The 21,065-nt window shown below is 54.4% G+C and carries 19 protein-coding genes; 7 read left to right on the forward strand and 12 right to left on the reverse strand.

The annotated features are described in order from the left end of the window. Positions 1–75 precede the first annotated feature (75 nt). The 3 genes from PUP35_RS11905 to PUP35_RS11915 all read left to right on the forward strand — a co-directional run bounded on the left by PUP35_RS11905 (position 76) and on the right by PUP35_RS11915 (position 2,304). Positions 76–1,308 carry a sensor domain-containing diguanylate cyclase gene (locus PUP35_RS11905; protein ID WP_136194955.1) on the forward strand — a complete coding sequence of 411 codons (1,233 nt, stop codon included), beginning with the start codon at positions 76–78 and terminating at the stop codon, positions 1,306–1,308. Between the two features lie 74 nt (positions 1,309–1,382). After that, positions 1,383–1,523, forward strand: coding sequence for an Ecr family regulatory small membrane protein (locus tag PUP35_RS11910; RefSeq protein ID WP_143345725.1), 141 nt, complete (start codon positions 1,383–1,385; stop codon positions 1,521–1,523). Between the two features lie 217 nt (positions 1,524–1,740). Continuing rightward, positions 1,741–2,304 carry a DJ-1/PfpI family protein gene (locus PUP35_RS11915; protein WP_127732791.1) on the forward strand — a complete coding sequence of 188 codons (564 nt, stop codon included), beginning with the start codon at positions 1,741–1,743 and terminating at the stop codon, positions 2,302–2,304. 98 nt (positions 2,305–2,402) lie between these two features. Here PUP35_RS11915 and PUP35_RS11920 read toward each other — a convergent pair whose 3' ends face one another. Together PUP35_RS11920 and PUP35_RS11925 are read right to left on the reverse strand one after the other, a co-directional pair. Beyond that, positions 2,403–3,158 carry a hypothetical protein gene (locus PUP35_RS11920; RefSeq protein ID WP_271368028.1) on the reverse strand — a complete coding sequence of 252 codons (756 nt, stop codon included), beginning with the start codon at positions 3,156–3,158 and terminating at the stop codon, positions 2,403–2,405. A 120-nt stretch (positions 3,159–3,278) separates the two neighbouring features. After that, positions 3,279–4,895 (reverse strand): peptide ABC transporter substrate-binding protein, encoded by a 1,617-nt coding sequence (locus tag PUP35_RS11925; protein WP_115875332.1) that lies wholly within the window; start codon positions 4,893–4,895, stop codon positions 3,279–3,281. A gap of 185 nt (positions 4,896–5,080) precedes the next feature. On the opposite strand from PUP35_RS11925, the gene mpaA reads away from it, so the two are divergent. Beyond that, entirely contained in the window at positions 5,081–5,794 is a 714-nt protein-coding gene (gene mpaA / locus PUP35_RS11930; RefSeq protein WP_111965078.1) for a murein tripeptide amidase MpaA, read from the forward strand. Here the strand turns inward: mpaA and ycjG are convergent. Continuing rightward, a complete protein-coding gene (gene ycjG, locus PUP35_RS11935; protein ID WP_274239667.1) occupies positions 5,785–6,750 on the reverse strand; it encodes an L-Ala-D/L-Glu epimerase in 966 nt (321 codons plus the stop codon). The genes mpaA and ycjG overlap by 10 nt on opposite strands. Positions 6,751–6,857: 107 nt before the next feature. On the opposite strand from ycjG, the gene tpx reads away from it, so the two are divergent. Both tpx and PUP35_RS11945 read left to right on the forward strand, forming a co-directional pair. Next, on the forward strand, positions 6,858–7,364 hold the full coding sequence (gene tpx / locus PUP35_RS11940; protein WP_023335907.1) for a thiol peroxidase: 507 nt from the start codon (positions 6,858–6,860) through the stop codon (positions 7,362–7,364). A gap of 275 nt (positions 7,365–7,639) precedes the next feature. After that, positions 7,640–8,848 (forward strand): aldose 1-epimerase family protein, encoded by a 1,209-nt coding sequence (locus PUP35_RS11945; protein WP_274239671.1) that lies wholly within the window; start codon positions 7,640–7,642, stop codon positions 8,846–8,848. Positions 8,849–8,885: 37 nt separating this feature from the next. On the opposite strand, the gene tyrR is transcribed toward PUP35_RS11945, so the two are convergent. The 3 genes from tyrR to PUP35_RS11960 all read right to left on the reverse strand — a co-directional run bounded on the left by tyrR (position 8,886) and on the right by PUP35_RS11960 (position 12,986). Next, positions 8,886–10,427 (reverse strand): transcriptional regulator TyrR, encoded by a 1,542-nt coding sequence (tyrR, locus tag PUP35_RS11950; RefSeq protein WP_023312028.1) that lies wholly within the window; start codon positions 10,425–10,427, stop codon positions 8,886–8,888. 112 nt (positions 10,428–10,539) lie between these two features. Beyond that, on the reverse strand, positions 10,540–11,592 hold the full coding sequence (locus tag PUP35_RS11955; protein ID WP_127731218.1) for a YcjF family protein: 1,053 nt from the start codon (positions 11,590–11,592) through the stop codon (positions 10,540–10,542). After that, a complete protein-coding gene (locus PUP35_RS11960; protein WP_143345195.1) occupies positions 11,589–12,986 on the reverse strand; it encodes a YcjX family protein in 1,398 nt (465 codons plus the stop codon). The genes PUP35_RS11955 and PUP35_RS11960 overlap by 4 nt, the downstream gene beginning before the upstream one ends. 155 nt (positions 12,987–13,141) lie before the next feature. On the opposite strand from PUP35_RS11960, the gene PUP35_RS11965 reads away from it, so the two are divergent. Continuing rightward, positions 13,142–14,152: a LacI family DNA-binding transcriptional regulator gene (locus tag PUP35_RS11965; RefSeq protein WP_274239677.1), complete on the forward strand. Its 1,011-nt coding sequence runs from the start codon at positions 13,142–13,144 to the stop codon at positions 14,150–14,152. 34 nt (positions 14,153–14,186) lie between these two features. Here PUP35_RS11965 and PUP35_RS11970 read toward each other — a convergent pair whose 3' ends face one another. From PUP35_RS11970 to PUP35_RS11995, 6 genes are all read right to left on the reverse strand, one after another. After that, positions 14,187–15,101 (reverse strand): OmpG family monomeric porin, encoded by a 915-nt coding sequence (locus tag PUP35_RS11970; protein ID WP_274239679.1) that lies wholly within the window; start codon positions 15,099–15,101, stop codon positions 14,187–14,189. Positions 15,102–15,167: 66 nt separating this feature from the next. Beyond that, positions 15,168–16,250, reverse strand: a complete 1,083-nt coding sequence (locus tag PUP35_RS11975) for an ABC transporter ATP-binding protein (RefSeq protein ID WP_127731226.1) — start codon at positions 16,248–16,250, stop codon at positions 15,168–15,170. A 13-nt stretch (positions 16,251–16,263) separates the two neighbouring features. Further along, entirely contained in the window at positions 16,264–16,929 is a 666-nt protein-coding gene (pgmB, locus tag PUP35_RS11980) for a beta-phosphoglucomutase (RefSeq protein WP_274239682.1), read from the reverse strand. Then, positions 16,919–19,198 (reverse strand): glycoside hydrolase family 65 protein, encoded by a 2,280-nt coding sequence (locus PUP35_RS11985; protein WP_274239684.1) that lies wholly within the window; start codon positions 19,196–19,198, stop codon positions 16,919–16,921. Before PUP35_RS11985 ends, pgmB begins: the two co-directional genes overlap by 11 nt. Beyond that, positions 19,192–20,250 carry a Gfo/Idh/MocA family protein gene (locus PUP35_RS11990; protein ID WP_274239687.1) on the reverse strand — a complete coding sequence of 353 codons (1,059 nt, stop codon included), beginning with the start codon at positions 20,248–20,250 and terminating at the stop codon, positions 19,192–19,194. The genes PUP35_RS11985 and PUP35_RS11990 overlap by 7 nt, the downstream gene beginning before the upstream one ends. A gap of 11 nt (positions 20,251–20,261) precedes the next feature. After that, entirely contained in the window at positions 20,262–21,050 is a 789-nt protein-coding gene (locus PUP35_RS11995; protein WP_115875351.1) for a sugar phosphate isomerase/epimerase family protein, read from the reverse strand. Between the last annotated feature and the right edge of the window lie 15 nt (positions 21,051–21,065).

Raw genomic sequence — 21,065 nt, forward strand, 5'->3', positions numbered from 1 at the left:
TGTTTCAAAGGAGTACACGCGAGTCAATTCTGGCATGATTGTCAGGCACATGTTGTCGATGAACAGGAAACGCCTATGTCGCAACCTTGTTTTGATGCGTTGAATGTAATTAAAACACCCGTGTGGCTCGTTTCACCCGTGTCGGAAAAGATCATTTTTGCGAATGTGGCCGCAAGGCAGCTCATGGGGGATAAAACCCTCGAGGACCTGCGCAAAGGGATCTATTCTGCCAGGGCGCAAACCCTCCTGACGATGTATGTACCTGAACTGAAAACAGAGCAGGAGATCGTCGAAATCTGGACGGCTAGCCGGGATGGACAGGACACGCCGTTAAGCTGTCGGCTCTCGCTCGCCCACTACGCTCCCTGGGGAGATGTGATTGTTTTCGAAGGCATCTCCCAACAAATGTTCTCAGGATTGAAGGCAAGCCGTTCCGCCACCTATCGACGGAAAAAACAGGGTTTCTATGCGCGCTTTTTTCTGACCAACAGCGCCCCGATGCTGTTAATCGATCCGGCCCGCGACGGGCAAATCGTCGATGCAAATCTGGCCGCACTCAATTTTTATGGTTACTCACATGATGACATGTGCAGTAAGCATACCTGGGAAATCAATACGCTGGGGCGAGATGTGATGCCCATTATGACTGCGATTGCCGCGCTGCCCGGTGGTCATAAGCCGCTCAATTTTATTCACCGCCTTGCCGATGGAACCACCCGCCACGTTCAGACGTATGCCGGGCCCATTGAGATTTACGGCGACAAGCTGATGCTGTGCATCATCCACGATATCACCGAGCAAAAAAGGCTGGAGCAGGAGCTGGAACATGCCGCGTTACGTGACTCCATGACGGGACTACTCAACCGGCGCCAGTTCTACGCAATTACCGATCAAAGCAACCGTAATAAACTTCCTGCGCAGCAGCAATTTAGCCTGCTGCTGGTGGATACCGACCATTTCAAAAACATTAATGACCTGTTCGGTCATCTGAAAGGCGATGAGGTGCTTATCGCCCTTTCCCGAACGCTGGAAGCCTGTAGTCGGGAGGGCGACATGGTGTTCCGCTGGGGTGGCGAAGAGTTCGTTATCCTGCTGCCGCGTACCTCTCTCGATACCGCCCTGCAGATTGCCGAGTTAATCCGTGCAGCCGTTGCACGCATCACGATTCCGGGTTTGCCGCGGTTTACCGTCAGCATTGGGGTGGCGCGGCACAATCAGGGGGAGAGTATTGACGAGCTGTTTAAGCGTGTGGACGATGCCCTGTATCGCGCTAAAAATGACGGACGCAATAAAGTCCTTGCTGCATGAAACTGGAGTATCCGGAAAAGCCCCGCTACAATGCCCACCTCGAATCAATTAGCTTCAGGTGGGTAAAAGCAGCAATGGGAAAAACTGAAATAATACTCACCTTTATTATTTTGCTCCTTATTATATTTGGCTTCTGGTTTATTTTTAGCGGTGAGATCTGGTATCTCGTAGAATTCCTTGAAAATAGCCTTTACCCGACCTTCGACGCACTGTAACGCACGTTTAATCGCTTGTTTCACCTACCGAATATGTCAGGTATCTGCTTGTCTTACTGCCGCGTAAAATATACGGCGTTATCCTCCAACAACGTTGATAACGAATCATTTATTCATTTGCTTATGTTGCCCGTGCTCTGACGGGCTTTTTTATTTCCGGCAATTCAGCCATGCCAGGCTATATCTTAATCATCTTTATTGAAAAAGGTGAGGAATGATGAGCAAGAAGATCCTGATGCTGGTTGGCGATTACGCCGAAGATTACGAAACCATGGTGCCTTTTCAGGCTTTGCAGATGATTGGCCATCAGGTTGATGCGGTCTGCCCCGACAAACCGAAAGGCGACTACATCATGACGGCAATCCATGATTTTGACGGTGCCCAGACCTACAGCGAAAAGCCCGGTCACCGCTTTACCCTCAACGCCGATTTTTCAACCGTAAAGGAGCAGGATTACGACGCGCTGCTCATCCCCGGCGGGAGAGCCCCCGAGTATCTGCGGCTAAATGAGGACGTGTTAAAGCTGGTACAGGCATTTGACGCCGCGCGTAAGCCGATTGCTGCGGTGTGCCACGGCCCGCAGCTGCTTGCTGCTGCGGGCATTCTGAAAGGACGAACCTGTAGCGCCTACCCGGCCTGCGCACCTGAGGTACGTCTCGCGGGTGGACACTACGCCACTATCGGCATCGATCAGGCCCATGTAGACGGCAACCTGGTGACGGCTCCCGCCTGGCCTGCGCATCCGCAGTGGCTGGCGAAGTTTAGTGAGTTGTTAGAATAGCCCACCTCTGCTCCCGCCAGCTCCGCATGGGCGGGAGCGATATCTCAGACGAAGCCAAAAAAATAGTATGTATGGAGCACTGGTTAGCAGGGAATTATTTATTCATTCTGGCGACGCCATTGCGCTTCTCTCTCTCGCTCCTTTCTTCGAGCTTCTTCTTTTTTACGATACAGCGGTGGATAATAAATATTTCCCCAGTCCCATTTGCCGAACCAGACATTCATCAGGGCGCTAAATACAATGATAAGGACGATATAAAATATAACAAAACCCTCATCACCACCCAGATTAAAAAGATCGCTGGCTAAGGAATGCTGAGCGTGACTGAACCAGTGCGGATGGTAATCAAGTATCATGAAAAACAGGATACCAAAAAGTAAATCGCCAACTTTGAATCTTTCAGTGAATTTACTGCGCCAGGCGGAATCATGTTTTTCATAGTAATTAAGTAAAAACTGATTATTCTCTTCCAGTGCTAAATCAAGGACTTCTCTTGAGGGTACCTTACCCGGGTATCTCTCGTAATCGCTCTGCGGGCGAAGAATATCCGGAAAGATGCTGCTGTATATGATCTCATTCAGCACTTGCCTGAAGAGACTGGCGACAAAGGGCATGAGGGTTGTGGCTATCAGCCCCAGAGCCGCCAGTGCGACGCAGAAGAAACCAAGGTGTTCGGTCCAGCTAATGGCCTGTACGGGCCAGGTCAAAATCCCCTGTCCGCTGTAAGCCAGCAGCGCCAGATCGGCGAAAAGGACAATATAGATGAAGCGTATAATCCACTGCCATTCCCAGATTTTATCCATAATACCTAAGCCTGCCGGAAAAGAGGGTTTATCTTTCTTTTCTTCCGTCATAATTTATCCCTGCGATTATATGTGAAACAGACATCTTTTCTGGAATAAAGAAACTGGCGCTAAATGCGCCAGTTCTTAATGTACTCTCATTAACGACAGTTACCGCATAATCCGGGCTCGTCAGTGCTTCTCAATATACATGGTCCGGCTATACGCCACGTCTTCTGGGTTATTAATCGGATATCCTTTCACCCAGGGCTTAATCAGGCGACCGTTGGTGTACTGATAAATTGGCGCGATAGGTGCTTTCTCCATAAGGATTTTCTCCGCCATGTTGTAGTCCGTATTACGCGCTTTCGCCGTGGTTTCCAGCGTCGCCTGGTGAATAATTTTATCGTAGGCCGGATCGTTATAACGCGAGATATTGCCGCTGTGGGTTGAGGTCAGCAGGGACAGGAAGGTCGAAGGCTCGTTGTAATCACCTACCCATGACGCGCGGATCACATCAAAATTGCCGGTGTTGCGGCTGTCGATATAGGTTTTCCACTCCTGGTTTTGCAGTTTGACATCTACACCGAGATTTTTCTTCCACATGGACGCCACCGCAATGGCGATCTTCTGGTGGTTTTCCGACGTGTTGTACAGCAGGTTCAGCTTCAGCGGACGCTGAGGACCGTAGCCTGCGGCCTGGAGCAAGGTTTTCGCCTGAGCGTTCAGCTCCTGCTGCGACATCTGCTCGAACGGTGAAGGGTCAGGGGTGAAACCCGCCGTCACGTCAGGGGTGAAATGCCAGGCCGGCTTCTCGCCGGTACCTAACACCTTCTCTGCCATAATGCGGCGATCGATAGTCATGCTCAGCGCAAGACGCACCCTGGCATCGGCCGTCGGCCCCTTTTGTGTGTTAAACGCGTAGTAATAGGTCCCAAGCTGGGGCGGCGTATACACCTGTCCCGGAATGTCCTTCAGGAGCTTCTGATACATGTTTTTCGGGAACGATTCGGTGATATCAATATCCCCGGCCAGATAGCGCTTAGTGGCGGACGATTCCTGGTTAATAGGAATAAAGGTCACTTTTTGCAGGACGGTTTTCGCGTTGTCCCAGTAATGGGTGTTCGGCACGACAACCAGTTTTTCATTCACCACGCGGTCGTTCAGGACGTAGGCGCCGTTACCTACCAGTGCGCCGGGACGCGTCCACTCCTTACCGCTTTCAACGTTCGCTTTTTGCACCGGATAGAAGGCAAAGTTCGCCGTCAGGTTGCTAAACCACGGGAGCGGTTTGTCCAGCTGGACGCGTAAGGTTCTGGCATCCACCGCCGTCACGCCCAGGGTATCTGGCGCCGCTTTGCCATCAATAATGGCCTGCGCGTTGTTGATGCCTGCCAGCGCCGCAAACCAGGCAAACGGAGACGTGGTTTTCGGGTCAACCAGACGCTGCCAGCTGTAGACAAAATCCTGCGCGGTGACGGGCGTACCGTCAGACCATTTCGCGTTATCGCGCAGGGTGAACGTCCAGATACGGTTATCGTTGCTCTGCCAGCGCGTCGCTACCCCTGGGGTCAGTTCCCCTTTCTCGTTCTGATTCACCAGCCCTTCGAAAAGATCGCGAATTACCTGAATCTCGGGTAATCCCACCGCTTTTGCCGGATCGAGCGAAGCGGGTTCGTCTTTAATATGCCTGACCAGCTCCTGTTTTTGCGCCAGTACCGTGCCCTGTGGCACATCAGCAGCGTACGAGAGTGTAGAGAGTCCGCACAGGTACAGTGCAGCACAGAGACGCGAAACAGGATGCTTCATAAGATCCCCTTTAATGAATTCAGGTAACAAGCAGATGCGTAATTATTTGTTTCGAAACAGAGAAATGCAAATACCTTCGTCCGGAATAGTGATTTGAGGCAATTCTCAGCCGTCACGGAAACTATTTGATTAACAGCGGGTTTTGCACAACACTGCCTGTAGAGACTTCTTTATCAGGATTTCGTATGGCAACCACCCGACCGCGAGCGGAGCGCGGCGCCTTTCCGCCGGGCGCCGAGCAATATGGCCGTTCATTTTTAGGCGCATCGCTGATCTGGTTCCCGGCGCCCGATGCCGATCGCAACAGCGGTTTGATCATTGCCGGCACGCACGGAGACGAGAACTCTTCCATCGTCACGCTTTCCTGCGCGCTGAGGACGCTGACGCCTTCGTTGCGACGTCACCATGTGATTCTTGCCGTCAATCCGGACGGCTGTCAGCTGGGATTGCGGGCGAATGCGAGAGGAATCGACCTGAACCGTAATTTCCCGGCGGCAAACTGGCGCGCAGGGGAAACGGTATATCGCTGGAACAGCTCCGCCGAGGAGCGGGACGTGGTGCTGCTAACGGGAGATAAGCCCGGATCGGAGCCGGAAACGCAGGCGCTGTGCCAGCTTATCCATAAAATCCACCCAGCATGGGTTGTCTCCTTCCACGATCCGCTGGCCTGTATTGAAGATCCGCGCCACTCTGAACTGGGCGAGTGGCTGGCGCAGGCTTTCGCCCTGCCGCTCGTCACCAGCGTGGGCTATGAAACCCCTGGTTCCTTTGGTAGCTGGTGCGCCGATTTGAGCCTGCCCTGCATCACCGCTGAATTCCCGCCGATTTCCTCCGACGAAGCCAGCGAAAAATACTTAAAAGCGATGGTGGAGCTTCTGCGCTGGCAGCCTCAGAGATGAAGCACGCCGCTGGTAAAATGAAGCGCCGGTGAAACGTCAACCGCCAGCCAAGTCGGACCATCCAGATCGGCGAAACGGACCTGATTGACCAGCGGCAGCGCCGCGCCGATCGCCCGGGAGGTGCAAAGCATGCACCCCAGCATAAGGGCAAACCCCTGCGCCCTGGCGTCCGCCGCCAGTGCCAGGGCTTCTGTCAGTCCGCCTGCCTTGTCGAGCTTGATATTGACCATGTCATAGCGGCCCTTAAGCTCGCTCAAATTTTCGCGGGTATGGCAGCTTTCATCCGCGCAGACGGGCAATGGATGGATAAAATTCTTCAGCGCCGCATCATCTTTTGCTGGCAGAGGCTGCTCCAGCATCGCCACGCCCAGATCGGCCAACAGCTGGCATCGCGCTGCCAGCCCTTCAGGATGCCACGACTCGTTGGCGTCAACAATCAGCGTGGCTGAGGGCACCGCAGAGCGAATGGCAACCATCCGCTCGCTGATCAGACGATCGTCGAGCTTCACTTTTAAGAGCGTGGCCCCGGCGTCATAGAGCGCTTTCGCACTGGCGGCCATCTGCTCCGGCTCACCAATCACGACCGTTTGCGCCGTCACGACGGACTCAGGCAGCACCACACCCAGCAAGGACGTCAGCGATTTTTGCTGCTGAGCGGCTTCAAGGCTCCAGAGCGCACAGTCGATAGCGTTACGCGCCGCCCCGGCGGGCAAACGCTGCTGTAACGACTCACGCGGGAGACCTTTTTGCAGGTCAGGCACAAGGGTCATGATCTGCGCCATCACCGACGCAAGGCTTTCTCCGTAGCGCGGATAAGGCGTACATTCCCCGACGCCTTTAAACCCCTCTTCTTCGATTTCAACCACGACCACGCTGGCTTTACTTCGGCTGCCGCGGGAGATCACAAACGGGGTATGCAATGGCCAGGCTTCTTCATAGACCTTAACGCTTCTCATCACTGACTCCTTGCGGCCCGGAAAGGCGAAAAATTTGGTTTGCCGTGTTATCCGCTGATGGCATACACTAGCCCCGACGTTAACTATATGTAAACAGGAAGATATCTATGTCACAACTCGTTCATTTCCAGGGCAACCCGGTTGCTGTTGCAGGTTCCATTCCGCAGGCTGGCAGCAAAGCGCAGGCTTTTACTCTGGTGGCTAAAGATCTGTCTGACGTCACACTGGCTCAGTTTGCGGGCAAACGCAAAGTACTGAACATTTTCCCAAGCATTGATACCGGTGTTTGTGCCGCATCCGTGCGTAAATTCAACCAGCTGGCGACTGAAATGGACAACACCGTGGTGCTGTGCATTTCCGCTGACCTGCCGTTTGCCCAGTCCCGTTTCTGCGGTGCCGAAGGCCTGAGCAACGTCATCACCCTCTCCACCCTGCGCAGCGCTGATTTCCTCGAGAAATATGGCGTCAGCATCGCGGAAGGCCCACTAAAAGGTCTGGCAGCACGTGCTGTACTGGTTCTGGACGAAAACGACACTGTCGTTTTCAGCGAACTGGTTAACGAAATCACCACCGAGCCAGATTACACTGCCGCGCTGGACGTGCTGAAAGCATAATAAGTCCTTAGCATTCTATACAACTTATTCTCAACCTCGCTTCGGCGGGGTTTTTTATTACTTTAAAGCTGAATCGTTAAAGCTAAAATGCTCGCAAGTCGCATTAATCATGCAATAACATGAGCAATTTGTAACATGAGCGTGATCAACAACGCATAATAATCGTTAAAATTCCCTATTTTTGGCCGCAGTGAAGCACATCACATTTCCCTTTTTGCCTAAACATTAGATTTGCTTACGAAAGAAAATAATCGTTTCAGCAAAAAGGATTAAATATGAAGATTAAATTCGCTTTTACGCTCCTCGCGGTACTGATTTCTGGCCATGCAGCGGCCAAAACCTGGGTGCTGACAAGCGCTGAAAGCAGCATAGAAAAAGGAAACTGGAAAATTTCCAGTGATGAGCTGAAAGTTAAAGATCAGACGTTCAGCATTGAGCAAAAAATCTTACACGGCGGCAAGCAGGAAGGCAGTAAAGTCATCATTATTAGCAGTAAAGATGGCCTGACGATTACCCTGAGCCCTACCCGTGGCATGAACCTTCTGCACGTGGAAGGGTTTGGCACCCGACTGGGTTGGAATTCTCCTGTTAAAGAGGTCGTGAACCCGGCTTACATCAATCTTGAAAGCCGCAACGGTCTCGGCTGGCTGGATGGTTTCAACGAGATGATGGTGCGCTGTGGCTACGAGTGGACAGGTCATCCGGTCACCGCAGATGGGCAAATTTACACCCTTCACGGCAGGGCCGGAAATACACCGGTATCGCAGGTGGAAGTTGAGGTGGCGGATACCGCTCCGCATGAGATCCGCGTTCGGGGTTTGATCAAAGAGAGCACGTTTAAAAAATCGGATCTGCAAACCATGACCGAGCTGCGCTACGTTCCCGGAACCAACCGGTTCAGCCTGCACGATGTTCTGACAAACCATGCCGATTACCCTCATGATTATCAAATCATCTATCACAGCAACTTCGGCACGCCGATCCTAGAGGAAGGCGCCCGTTTCCTTGCGCCTGCGGCGAGCGTGAGCCCGTTCAATGACTACGCCAAAGCGGGGGTTAACGACTGGCAAACCTATGCCGGGCCGACAAAAGGCTTTGATGAGATGGTCTTTAATATTAAACCGCTGGCAGACAATAACCACGAAACGCTCGCGGCGGTGGTCAATAAAGCCGGTGATAAAGGCGCGTCAATCCAGTTTGATACCCGCCAGCTGCCCGTGCTGACCTTATGGAAAAACACCGACACGCTGAAGCAGGGTTATGTCACGGGCATTGAACCGGGCACTAGTTACGCCTACCCCGTCACGATTGAACGTGAGCAGAAGCGGGTTAAGCAGCTGCAGCCCGGTGCCAGCGCGCAGTTTGACCTGACCTATACCCTGCTCCACAGCCCGCAGCAGGTGAAAGAGGTTGAAAGCAGGATTGCGTCGATTCAGGGCGAGACAAAAACAGAAATCGTTAACACGCCGATGGCGAAGGAATAAACGTAAAGTAAAAAGCCTCTTTGAAGAGGCTTTTTTGTTATTCGTCACCTTTCTTATGATTCAAACCGTACTCACGCAGCTTGTTCGCGATCGCGGTGTGCGAGACGCCAAGGCGTTTTGCCAGCTTGCGGGTGCTGGGATAGCTACGGTACAGCTGCGTCAGCACAGAGCGCTCGAAACGGCTGGTAATATCGTCCAGCGAACCTTCCATCGCCTCTTCCCCTACCGATACCGTTCCGGCGTCGTAATCCGGCAGCAGGATATCCTGCGGGCGCAGCTCATACCCTTCAAGCTGGGTCAGCGCGCGATAAACGGCGTTTTTAAGCTGACGAATGTTGCCCGGCCAGCCGTAGCGCATCAGCACCGTGCCGAGATCGGCAGACAGCTTCGGACGCGGCACACCCTGCTCGTCGGCAAAGCGGGCGACGAACAGCTCCGTTAGCGGCATGATGTCCTGCGGACAATCGCGCAGCGGCGGAATGTTCAGCGTCAGGACGTTGAGGCGGTAATAGAGATCCTCGCGGAAGATCCCCTTTTGCACCAGTTCAACCAGGTTTTTCTGGGTGGCGCAAATGACGCGCACGTCCACATGCACTTCGTGATCCTCACCGACGCGGCGGAAGGTTCCGTCGTTCAGGAAACGCAGCAGCTTAGCCTGCATACGCGGCGACATTTCGCCAATTTCGTCCAGCAGCACGGAGCCGCCGTTAGCCTGCTCGAAGAACCCTTTCTTACCTTCCGGCGCGTGACCAAACAGCTCGCTTTCAACGGCATCTTCCGGAATAGAGGCGCAGTTAAGTGCCAGATAAGGCTTAGCCGCACGCGGACTCGCCAGATGCACCGCATGAGCCAGCAGGTCTTTCCCTGTGCCGGTGTCCCCGGTAATCAGCAGCGGCGCGGTCAGGCTTGCGAGCTTGCGCGCCTGATCAACCACATGGCGCATTTTCGGGCTGACGGCAATAATCTGGCTGAACGCACCAACGTCCTGACTGGAGAGGTTTTGCAGCTGGCGACCCATGCGTAGCGTCGAGCGCAGCATGATCACCGCCCCGGTCAACACGCGAGTATTCCCTTCCCCTTTCAGATAGACCGGCGTGATCTCCATCAGGAAATTCTGCCCGTTAATCACCACATGCTCGCTAAGCGTGTTCTGCGGATTGCTGTCCAGCCAGCGCTGGAAGTTAAAGCCGGGGATCAGCTGCGCGGCGTTATGATTGCTGAGCTTCTCCTGGCTCTGCGCGAAAAGCTGGCAGCTCGCGTGGTTAACGCGCTCAACTTTGCTTTTCAAATCCAGGGAAAGGAACGGTTCAGGCATGGCCTCCAGCAGCGCGCTCAGCGCCAGGTGCTCACGTTCAGAAGGCATCCAGGGAATGGTGCGTACATCCGTAACGCCAGCGATACGGCGGATTTCCGCCATCAGGCTGCTGAATGTATTAAATTCAATTTCGGCAAAATTGAGGTAAATTCGCCCGACAGGATCGATCTCAATGCCACGTAAATCAATGCTACGTAAAACAAGAAGATCGAGTAATTCGCGGGTCAGACCGAGACGGTCTTCACAGAAGACTTCAAGACGCATGGGAAATTCACCGTTTTAAGCCAGTAACAGTAAAATGATATGTCAGAACACGGTGATCGGGAAGATGGCTGTCAACAAATATTGACAGCCAGCACGATAAGTGAACAAAACCTCACGGAGCCGGTTTTTTATTGAGCGTCTCTTTGAGCTGGCCGATCAGCTCGCGCCTGAAATCCCCCAGTCGCGGCTTATCGCCGTCAATCCAGGGCAGCGGACGGCAGACCTCCATCGCTTTAATCCCCAAACGCGCCGTCAATAATCCTGCGCCAATCCCCTGGGCGGCACGAGCAGAAAGACGCGCCGCCAGATCCTGCGACATCCAGTCCATTCCCACTTCGCGCACCAGCTCACTCGCCCCGGCAAACGCGATATTGAGCAGGACCAGCTTAAACAGCCTGAGCCGACTGTAGTAACCCAGCTCTATGCCGTAAAGGTTCGCGATACGGTTGATCAGGCGCAGATTACGCCAGGCGATAAAGGCCATATCGACCAGCGCCAGAGGGCTGACGGCAATCATCAGGGTGGATTCCGCCGCAGAACGGCTAATCTCGCGCCGCGCCTGGGCATCCAGCACCGGCTGAACCATGTGGGAATATAGCGTCACCACTTCCCGATCGTTCTGGGTCTCATGGATGGCGGCGTACCAGCGCTGAAGCGCCGGGTGCGACTGATCGATTCCGGCCTGGCTGGCCAGCTTTTCACAGAAGGCACGGCCTTTGCCGGTGCCGTGACTGTGGAGCAGATCCCGCGCTTCATCACGCTCGTGCGCGCGCTGGCGCAAACGCCAGAGCCGACGCCACTCGGTGGTAACCGACCCGATGCCCGCCCCCACAATCAGCGCGCCCGCGGCACATCCGCCGAGCGCGACCCAGTCCTGAGTTTGCCAGGCATTCATCGTCCACTGCACGCCCTGCCCAACCACGCTTACGCCAAACAGCGCCAGACCGGCGGTGACCATCCTGCGCCACAGGCTTCGTTTTGGACGCAGAGCGGCTTCCACAACCGCCTCTGCCGGACCTTCCTCAACGGCGGGCTCCTCTGTCAGGGCCGGGGAAAAGTTATCGGCCTGCGTGCCGCTGAACGTCTGCGCGGTTTTGAACGCCTCCTGAGAGTCGTGCTCAAGCGTTCCGGTAAAATCTATGCGCGGTTTTAACGGTTCCGTCATCGCAATTTATCTCCAATCAAAAACTCCAGCGCCGCATCCAGACGGATGTGTGGTAAAGGCCTGTCGACACTCATTGCCTGCGGGCGGAAGGCTTCAAACTGGAAGCCCTGGTTCTGCCAGAAGGCCTGACCCGGCAGCCGCGCAGGCACTTCGCCCGGATAGACGGTAAGCGGTTCACCGTCGCTGAGCCGGTTCCCGCGTAATGCCGGTATTTTCTCGCCGTTAAGATCAATCAGCCCGCTTTGTGTCGCCTGCACGGACGCGAGCCCAAGGCAATCCATGCCGATCCCTTCGAAGGCGGCGTTTTGCCAGGCGTCCTGCACCAGCTGCTGCAGCAGCGATACCATATTGGCATGCTGGTCGACCGTGACGTGATCGGCCTTCGTGGCCGCAAAGAGCAGTTTGTCGATCACCGGTGAGAAAAGACGACGGAACAGCGTCCGCTGCCCGTAGTGAAAACTTTGCATCAGCTGCGTCAGCGCCAGGCGCATATCGTTGAAGGCCTGCGGCCCGCTGTTGAGAGGCTGCAGGCAATCCACCAGCACAATCTGACGATCAAATCGCAAGAAGTGGTTTTTATAGAATCCCTTGACCACTTTTTCACAGTAGTAATTGTAACGCTCGCGCAGCATCCCGGCGTTAGTGTGCCTGTCGGCCTGCGCCAGCTTCGACTCACCCACCCCATCCACATCCGGCCAGGGGAAGAACTGAAGCGCAGGTGCGCCCGCTAAATCACCCGGCAGAACAAAGCGACCCGGCTGAATGAAGTGCAATCCTTCCTGTTTACACTGGTGCAAATACGCCGTCCATGCGTCGGCAATGGCCGCAAGACGGTTTTCATCTGCTGGCGCAAGCGGGTCCAGTCCTTCGCAAAGCTGTCGCCATTTGGCCGACCACCCTGCGCGCTGCCCCTGCAACAAGCCCGTCATCTGGCGGGACCAGCTGAGGTAATCCTGCGCCAGCATCGGCAGGTCGAGCAGCCATTCGCCGGGGTAATCGACGATTTCAAGGTACAACGTGGAGGTATCCTTGAAGTGGCGCATCAGGGATTCATTCGAGCGAAAACGCAGCGCAAGACGAATTTCACTGACCCCTCGCGTCGGGGTCGGCCACGCGGGCGGATCGCCATACAGCTGCGCCAGCCCTTCGTCATAGGTAAAACGAGGAATACCAAAATCGCGCTGAGGGACGCGCTTCACGCCCAGCAGACGTTCTTCCCGCACCGCGCTGAGCAACGGCAGACGCGCCCCGGCATGCAGGTTCAGGAGCTGGTTTACCATCGCGGTGATAAACGCCGTCTTACCGCTGCGGCTCAATCCTGTTACCGCCAGTCGAAGATGACGGTCAACGCCACGGTTAACCAGTGAATTAATTTCGTTTTTAAGTCGCTTCATCGCCGTCCTTCGTTGCCCGGAAGCCTTGAATGCATGGCTTCAGAATACAATAAATGGGGGCAGATCGTTGATTATCAATTCTTATTTATTGCTATTGCCGTTTTCTCTCCAGTAAGATGAACGGCAATGCTGTCAGTCCGGAGTGAGTAAGGTGTATGTCACCCACCATCTATGATATCGCGCGGGTTGCGGGCGTATCGAAATCAACCGTTTCCCGCGTTCTGAATAAACAAACGAACATTTCTCCCGAAGCGCGTGAAAAAGTGCTGAAGGCGATTGACGAATTAAATTATCAGCCCAACAAACTGGCCCGTGCCCTGACCTCTTCAGGCTTTGATGCCATCATGGTTATTTCGACCCGTTCAACCAAAACCACTGCCGGTAATCCCTTTTTCTCCGATATCCTTCATGCCATTACGGCAAAAGCGGAAGAAGAAGGATTTGACGTTATTTTACAAACCTCAAAAAGCAGCGAGGACGATCTGCTGAAATGCGTGAGTAAAATTAAACAAAAGATGATCAAAGGGATCATTATGCTGAGCTCACCGGCAAATGAATCCTTTTTCACCACGCTGGATGAGTATGGCGTACCGGTAGTGGTTATCGGCAAAGTGGAAGGTGAGTATCAAAATATCTATTCCGTCGATACAGATAATTTCCATGACAGCGCCACGCTGACCGAAACCTTTATTAAAAACGGACGCCGTAAAATTGCCTGTCTGCATGCCCCGCTTGATTATCATGTTTCGATCGATCGCCTTGCGGGCTATAAAGCCAGTCTGGAAAAGCACCATATTGCCCTTAACCCGGACTGGATCAGGGATGGCGGTTATACCCATGAGAGCGCGCTTACTGCGGCTCTGGAGCTGTTGTCTTCATCCACGCCGCCCGATGCGGTATTCGCTACCGACAGCATGAAGTTACTCAGCCTCTATCGTGCGGCGGATGAGTTGAATCTGATGATTCCAGAGCAGGTGGTGATAGCCGGATACAGTGACCCGATGCTGTCTCTCATTTTAACGCCCGCACCTGGCGGGTTTGATATCCCCACCCGAAAGCTGGGGGAAGAGAGCTGCGGTCTTCTTTTCAGGCGTATTGCAGGTCATCCCGCCCCGCAAAAAGTGCTGGTTGAGACCCATTTTATACTGGCGGCCTCGCTGCGCTAAAACCAGGGGCAGTTAGCCCCTGGAAGACACACGATCAGAAAGCGTAATTTACGCCAACGCCCGCATAGTGGAAGCGGTCGTTTTTACCCTCGTCATGGTTTTCCCATTCATAGGCGTATTCAAGCGTCATGGATAAACCGTTATTGAAGTCATAGGCGTACTGCATACCCAGGCGGTTGAAATTATGTCCTTCACGCTCGGGATCGTCCTGCCAGTCCCAGTTCGACCAGCGATCGAGTCCCAGTCGTGTGTAAGGCGTTAAGGTGGTCTGGCCTAACGAAATTGGCAGATAGGCACGAATTTCCTGGGTGGAGAATTCTCCGTTATTACGGGAACCGTCCATGTTGAACCCGCGTTCTAAATAGTAATTCACTTTAGCAGCAAAGGTGTCGTTAATGGTCCAGGTAAAGCCCGTTTCGGTTTCGACGCGGCTGTCTGAATAGCCGGTTTTTTCCAGATCGTTAGCAAACTGATACATGGCAAACCAGCCGCCAAAACGCCAGTCGTCGGTTAATTTTATATCCCAGTCAGGCTGAATTTTGTAGCGCTGCATATTAGCGCTGCCGTCTCTGGCGCCGTGTTCATCTTTAAAGTGATAGCCGTAATTACGGAAGCCTCCGGTCAGACCGAACGTAAAATCATCTGTTCCGATAAAGCGATAGCGTAATTCAAATTCAGGACGATCGAAATAGGTGCCACGGGTCATGCTGCTATAATCAACCGGCCCTTCCTGATACATCGCCAGCGAAATAGTCCAGGCATCCCAGTTCGCATTAAACCACACGGAAGGTTCATATAACCCGTCTTTATCCTCCCCCTGGCCTTCGACGTTTTCTATTTCATACATCGCGCCAATATTAAATTCCCACTTTTTAGCGCTTTCTGTTGCGTGTGCGCAGCTAACCCCTGCGCACAGCACGAGCGCAGCACTTTTTAGTAGAGTACTCATCAAATATTCCCTTTATAAATAACAAACAAAAAAACCGGAAATGGGTATTTCCGGCGAACACCTTTTTTATCTAATAGCCGCTTCGGTTTCAGCGTCGAAGAAATGGCACTTATTCATATCGAACTGGATGTCGATATTATCCCCAGCGGCATAATCATTCGCAGCGCCAGCACGAACAACCAGCTCATGACCGCCAACGGTGGCGTAGAGCATGAACTCCGCGCCGGTCAGTTCGGCTACGCTGACTTTCGCCTCGATATTTTTACCGCTGCTCTGCAGAGTGAGAATATCTTCCGGGCGGATCCCAAAGACCACGGCTTTGCGCTGATACCCTGCGGCATTCAGTGAAGCGAGCTTGTCTTCCGGGATCGCCAGACGCAGCGTTTCCGTAACGAAATAGCGGTCGTCGATAGCACCGCGAATGAAGTTCATGGCTGGCGATCCAATAAACCCTGCGACAAACATGTTTGCCGGTTCGTTGTAAACCTGCTTAGGTGCACCGACCTGCTGAATAATGCCGTCTTTTAAGATCACGATGCGGGTCGCCATCGTCATGGCTTCCGTCTGATCGTGGGTCACGTAAATCATGGTGGTGTTAAGCTTCTGATGTAGCTTGCTGATTTCAGCCCGCATCTGCACGCGAAGCTTGGCATCGAGGTTTGAGAGCGGTTCATCCATCAGGAACACGCCCGCCTCACGTACGATCGCCCTGCCTAACGCCACGCGCTGGCGCTGGCCGCCGGACAGCGCGCCGGGTTTACGCTTGAGGTATTCACGTAATCCGAGGATCTGTGCCGCCCAGTTAACGCGCTCTTCGATAACCGCAGGCGCAATTTTTTGCATCTTCAGGCCGAACGCCATGTTGTCGTAGACCGTCATATGCGGATAAAGCGCATAGTTCTGGAATACCATGGCGATATCGCGTGACTTGGCGGGCACATCGTTCATACAAACGCCGTCAATCACCAGTTCGCCAGCGGAGATCTCCTCCAGACCGGCGATCATGCGCAGCGTCGTGGATTTACCGCAGCCTGAAGGCCCGACGAAGACGATGAACTCCTTGTCTTCGATTTCGAGATTGAAATCCTTAACCACGTGGACCTGGTTATCATAGATTTTCTGAATGTTTTTCAGAGACAGTTGAGCCATTGTTAATTCCTTATCAATACGTCCGGGATGCCCAAAACTCGGTAAGGCATTTCCAGGTCAGTTCCCGCGTTGAATGAAGCTGTAGTCCCGCATGGTTCAGGCCAGAACCCACACCAACCGACAGCATGCCCGCCGCGTTGATCGCCGCTACGCCTGCAGGTGCATCTTCGATGCCCATGGCCTCTTCAGGACGCACATTCAGGCCAGCACAGGCTGCAAGGAAGATCTCCGGATCTGGCTTTGAGCGGCGAATACGGGAAGCATCGGCGCAATAATCGAAGGCCTGATAAATGCCCAGCACGTGCAGGATCCCTGGGGCATTCAGGGAAACGGAGGCGAGTCCAGTTTTGACGTTCGCTTTACGTATATCCGTCAGCACGTCACGAATACCCGGAAGCAGTGAATCTTCCGTCAGCGACGCCAGAGACTGGACATAAAGCGCGTTTTTTTTCGTCGCCAGCGCGAGGCACTGCTCATCGCTAAACATCCCCTCTTTCCCGCCATGCTTCAGGATGCGCTGAAGGGAGTCCATGCGGCTAATTCCCTTCAGCTGTTCATTAAACACTTCGTCGAAGGTGATGCCGATTTCGTCAGCCACTGCACGCCAGGCCAGAAAATGGAGGTGTGCGGTATCGGTGATAACACCGTCCAGATCGAATACAACAGCCTTAAGCGTCATGGCGCCCCTCCGTGGTAGCGGTCCCATTTACAGGTGCAAGAAAATCCTTATAAGCGCATACCTTGCGCCCCGCTACGCGTAGCGTCTTGCCCCACAGCGTCAGCGTGACAGGTGTCGTCGTTTCAATGGTTAACACCTCATTTTCATAGGTGACGTGCAGCGTTGCGTTCCGCCAGCGCAGGGGGAAAGCAAGCCTTCGCCAGTGGGCCGGCAGGCTGGGCGCAAGATGTAGTTCCCCTTCCACAATCTGCATACCGGCAAACCCCTGGATGACGCCGGACCAGATAGCGCCGGTCGCCGCGGCATGAATACCGTCATCGCAGCTGTGTGGATCGTCCCCAAGGTCAATAGCGACGCCATCACGCCAGAAGGCGTAGGCACCTTCGGTGTCACCACAGCGGGCGGTCACAATGCCGTGTATGGCCTTGCTCAGCGAAGAGTCATGGATCGTGCGGGGCTCGTAGAAAGCCAGATTGGCGGCACATTGCTGTGGGGTAAACCGCTCCGGCAAGAGGTAGGTAAGCATTACCACATCAGCCTGCTTCAGGATCTGCATGTCGTTGACTTCCGCGCGGGAGTAATCGAGCAGAATGGTCTGCTTCCCTGCTTTTGCTTTATAGCGGCTCAGGTCAATGGCTGGTTTCGCCATGAAGGTATCATCCTGCGGGATCACACCGTCTGAATTGGCCTCCGGCAGCCATAAGCGCGTCAGGAACCGTGTCGCTTTCTGCGTAAAACCGTCATCCTCGCGCCCAAACATCGCCATAAACCGGCGAGCGCAGGCAACGTTATGCCACGCCAGATAATTGGTATAGGCGTTGTTGTTCACATGCTCGGTGTATTCGTCAGGCCCAATCACATCATGAATTTCCAGGCGCCCGTCTACCTCCGTTGCGCGGCCCATCCAGAACGCAGCAGTTTCCATCAGCAGCGTCAGGCCTTCATTTCGCATAAAGGCATCATCGTGTGTCGCCTGCCAGTAAGCGACGACGGCCCAGGCAATATCCGCCACGATGTGGTGTTCAGCCAGCGCGGAGGCCACCTTCTGGCGCATGCCGGTTCGGATGTTGATAGCCGCGAACTCCGGCGTTTCCTCTTTGCCGCTCGAGGCGCTCTCCCACGGGAAAAGTGCGCCCGGCCAGCCGTTGCGGCGGGCTTTTTCCCGGGCCCCGGCCAGGTTAAGCCAGCGATAGCGCAGAAGATTGCGGGCCACCTGCGGACGGGTGAAAAGATGGAAAGGCAGCAGGAATATTTCGGTATCCCAGAAGACGTGTCCTTTATACCCCTCGCCGGTCAATCCCTTAGCGGCAATGCTGCTTCGATCATCATGGGCGGGCGTCATGGTGGTCAGATGCCAGACGGCATAGTCCAGCGCCATCTGATCGTCAGGAGCAGCAGAAGCCACTTCCACCCGGGCGTTACGCCATACGTCTTCCCATGCGCAGGATGAACTCTCCAGCAGCGAGGCATACCCCCTTGCCGCACAAACCTTGAGATCCGCCAGCGCCCTTCGCGCGAACGACTCCTGCGAAAGGGCTTTATCGCTGCGATGGGCAACCCAGACAATCTTATCCAGAGTGACAGTGTCACCTTGCAGTATCGTCAGGCAATAGTGCGCAGAGACCCGACGATTTTTGGCGGTGAAGCAGCTGTCGCTCTTCGCAGAGAGCTGACAAAACGCCGAAACAACAACTTCTGACGCCCGGTTCTGCGTTTCATACACACCCTGCATATAGTGCTGGTCGAACACCCTGACGGAAATTTCATCCAGATGCTGCCGGCCGGTATTGGTTTGTGTCGCATCAATGCCGGTTTTCATCACCACCTGTGAGGCAGCATCAAGCGGGGTGATCGCAAGCTGCATGGCCACCAGCGGCAGCTGATCCAGAGAGACAAAACGGCGACTCTCCAGTCGATAGCGTTTCCCGTCGGGCGAGCGCCAGATGACGCTGCGACGAAGTTCGCCATTAGCAAACGCCAGCTCGCGCTGCCACTCGAGAATGTCCCCCGACAGAAGGGTAAAATTCACCCCGTCCAGCTCAACCTCAATACCGGTGATATCGGGCAAATTGACCAGCTCTGTGGTCTCGTTGCGACCAGCACGATGATACAGACCCGCAAGATACATGCCTCGGGTTTGCTGGGTGTAATCCTCTTCATGCGCAGCGCGGATCCCCATGTAGCCATTACCGCAGGCCATGATGGAGGCGTATTTATTCAGACTGTGCGGACAAAAGCCCGGGTCGGTTAATACAGACACGTTTAGCATAACGTCACGCTTCCCCCTGTTTCTGCTGATTCATACAGCGCGGCGACAAGCTGCTGGATAATCAGCCCCTGCTCCGCATCAGCGATCATAACGGGCTCTCCCTGCACATGGCGCACGAAGGCATCCATACTGCGCAGGTGGCGTTGGTCGTCAGCCTCTTCGCGCTGGGTAAGAGTTTGTAAAACACCAGCTTCGTCGTTGTAGATGTGCGCCGGGAACAGCGTGGCACCCGCCTTTTCACCGCAGAATGCGACATTCATGATCGATTGCTCGCGGATATTGAGCGCAAACGACGTGTCCAGACGCAGAATGCCGCCGTTGCAAAATTCAATCGTGCCAAACAGAGCATCTTCCACGGTAAACTGCGTGGGATCCCACGTGCCAAACTGACCGCTGCTTTTACGGTTGCCCAGCCTCTGATAGCTATGCGCGGTCACCCGTTTTACCGCCGGGAACCCCAGAACATACATTGCGGCATCAAGCATATGGATGCCGATATCAATCAGCGGACCACCGCCCTGGAGCGATTTATTGGTAAAAACGCCCCACCCCGGCACACCGCAGCGACGCAGCGCCTGCGCTGACGTGAAGTAAATTTCTCCGAGCGTTCCGTTCATTACCGCATCGCGCAGCAGCTGAGTATCCAGGGCAAAACGATGGTGAAAATCATACGCCAGCACTTTTCCCGCCTTGCGCGCAGCCAGGCGCATCCGATCGGCCTCCTGCGGCGTCATAGCAGGCGGTTTTTCACACATCACATGGCAGCCTGCTTCCAGCGCTGCCATGACGTGCTCGAAATGAAACCGGTTAGGCGAACAGACGCTCACCGCATCCGGCTTAACCGCCTCGAGCAATTCTCGCGCATCCTGCCATGCCGAGGGAATACCATGACGTTCCGCAAACGCCCGAGCCTGTTCAGGGTGGCTGTCCATAACAGCCACCATCTGAACATCACTGCGCGTGGCGTAATACGAGGCGTGCACTTTATCCGCGACCTGCCCGGCGCCAATGATGGCGACGCGCAGAGGCGAAGGTGTAGAAGCACTCATCACGCTCGTCATCCTTAGCATTTACGCAGATAGGTGAGCGAATCCCGGTATGCCTGAGCCGGATCATCGGCGCGAACACGGCACTCATATACCACGTAACCCTGGTAGTTATCCGCACGCAGCTGATCGAACAGGCTGGCAAAATCGAGGCTGCCGCTGCCCGGCTGGTAACGGTGATTATCGGCGATGTGCACATGGCCAAGCAGATCGCGGTTCCGATGCAGCGCATCCGTCAGCGAGTCTTCTTCGATGTTCATATGATAGAAATCGCCGATGATCTGCACATGCTTCAGGCCGTTTTCTTCGATGTATCGACGCGCGTCTGCCAGGGTATTAATCATATGATCCTGATAGCGGTTCAGCGGCTCCAGATAGACGGTGGTTCCGGTGCGCGCTGCCACCTCATCCAGCCAGCGCAGCGAAGCACTCACCGCTTTGCGGTCGCCTTCAAGGCTGCGTGGAGAGGTCATTGGCGGCAGTCGAAAGGTAAACATCCCCCACGCGGCAGGCACGATAATGCCCTTACCGCCCACCTCAGCCAGCGCTTCCAGAATGCGTTCAATCTGCTGTAATCCGTTCAGACGGCGCTCTTCGATGAAGTCGCCGATCCAGCCATCGTATCCACCGCAGGCCGTCGTCACTGGCAGACCAGTGGCTTTGATGGCCGCTTTCACCTCGGCGAGGTTTTCCACCAGCAGCTTGCCGTCAATTTCGTAGCCATCAAACCCCATCGCTTTGATGTACTCGAATTTCTCCATGATATTGACCGGGAAAAAAGCCTGGTTCTGTGTTGCGATTTTCATGATTTGCTCTCCTTA

It is taken from the genome of Enterobacter sp. S-33 (assembly GCF_028735835.1).
Classification (GTDB): Bacteria; Pseudomonadota; Gammaproteobacteria; order Enterobacterales; family Enterobacteriaceae; genus Enterobacter; species Enterobacter vonholyi.

Coding starts and splice junctions, on each gene's coding strand:
- PUP35_RS11905 (WP_136194955.1), top strand. CDS start 76: ATGTCGCAACCTTGTTTTGATGCGTTGAATGTAATTAAAACACCCGTG.
- PUP35_RS11910 (WP_143345725.1), top strand. CDS start 1,383: ATGGGAAAAACTGAAATAATACTCACCTTTATTATTTTGCTCCTTATT.
- PUP35_RS11915 (WP_127732791.1), top strand. CDS start 1,741: ATGAGCAAGAAGATCCTGATGCTGGTTGGCGATTACGCCGAAGATTAC.
- PUP35_RS11920 (WP_271368028.1), bottom strand. CDS start 3,158: ATGACGGAAGAAAAGAAAGATAAACCCTCTTTTCCGGCAGGCTTAGGT.
- PUP35_RS11925 (WP_115875332.1), bottom strand. CDS start 4,895: ATGAAGCATCCTGTTTCGCGTCTCTGTGCTGCACTGTACCTGTGCGGA.
- mpaA (WP_111965078.1), top strand. CDS start 5,081: ATGGCAACCACCCGACCGCGAGCGGAGCGCGGCGCCTTTCCGCCGGGC.
- ycjG (WP_274239667.1), bottom strand. CDS start 6,750: ATGAGAAGCGTTAAGGTCTATGAAGAAGCCTGGCCATTGCATACCCCG.
- tpx (WP_023335907.1), top strand. CDS start 6,858: ATGTCACAACTCGTTCATTTCCAGGGCAACCCGGTTGCTGTTGCAGGT.
- PUP35_RS11945 (WP_274239671.1), top strand. CDS start 7,640: ATGAAGATTAAATTCGCTTTTACGCTCCTCGCGGTACTGATTTCTGGC.
- tyrR (WP_023312028.1), bottom strand. CDS start 10,427: ATGCGTCTTGAAGTCTTCTGTGAAGACCGTCTCGGTCTGACCCGCGAA.
- PUP35_RS11955 (WP_127731218.1), bottom strand. CDS start 11,592: ATGACGGAACCGTTAAAACCGCGCATAGATTTTACCGGAACGCTTGAG.
- PUP35_RS11960 (WP_143345195.1), bottom strand. CDS start 12,986: ATGAAGCGACTTAAAAACGAAATTAATTCACTGGTTAACCGTGGCGTT.
- PUP35_RS11965 (WP_274239677.1), top strand. CDS start 13,142: ATGTCACCCACCATCTATGATATCGCGCGGGTTGCGGGCGTATCGAAA.
- PUP35_RS11970 (WP_274239679.1), bottom strand. CDS start 15,101: ATGAGTACTCTACTAAAAAGTGCTGCGCTCGTGCTGTGCGCAGGGGTT.
- PUP35_RS11975 (WP_127731226.1), bottom strand. CDS start 16,250: ATGGCTCAACTGTCTCTGAAAAACATTCAGAAAATCTATGATAACCAG.
- pgmB (WP_274239682.1), bottom strand. CDS start 16,929: ATGACGCTTAAGGCTGTTGTATTCGATCTGGACGGTGTTATCACCGAT.
- PUP35_RS11985 (WP_274239684.1), bottom strand. CDS start 19,198: ATGCTAAACGTGTCTGTATTAACCGACCCGGGCTTTTGTCCGCACAGT.
- PUP35_RS11995 (WP_115875351.1), bottom strand. CDS start 21,050: ATGAAAATCGCAACACAGAACCAGGCTTTTTTCCCGGTCAATATCATG.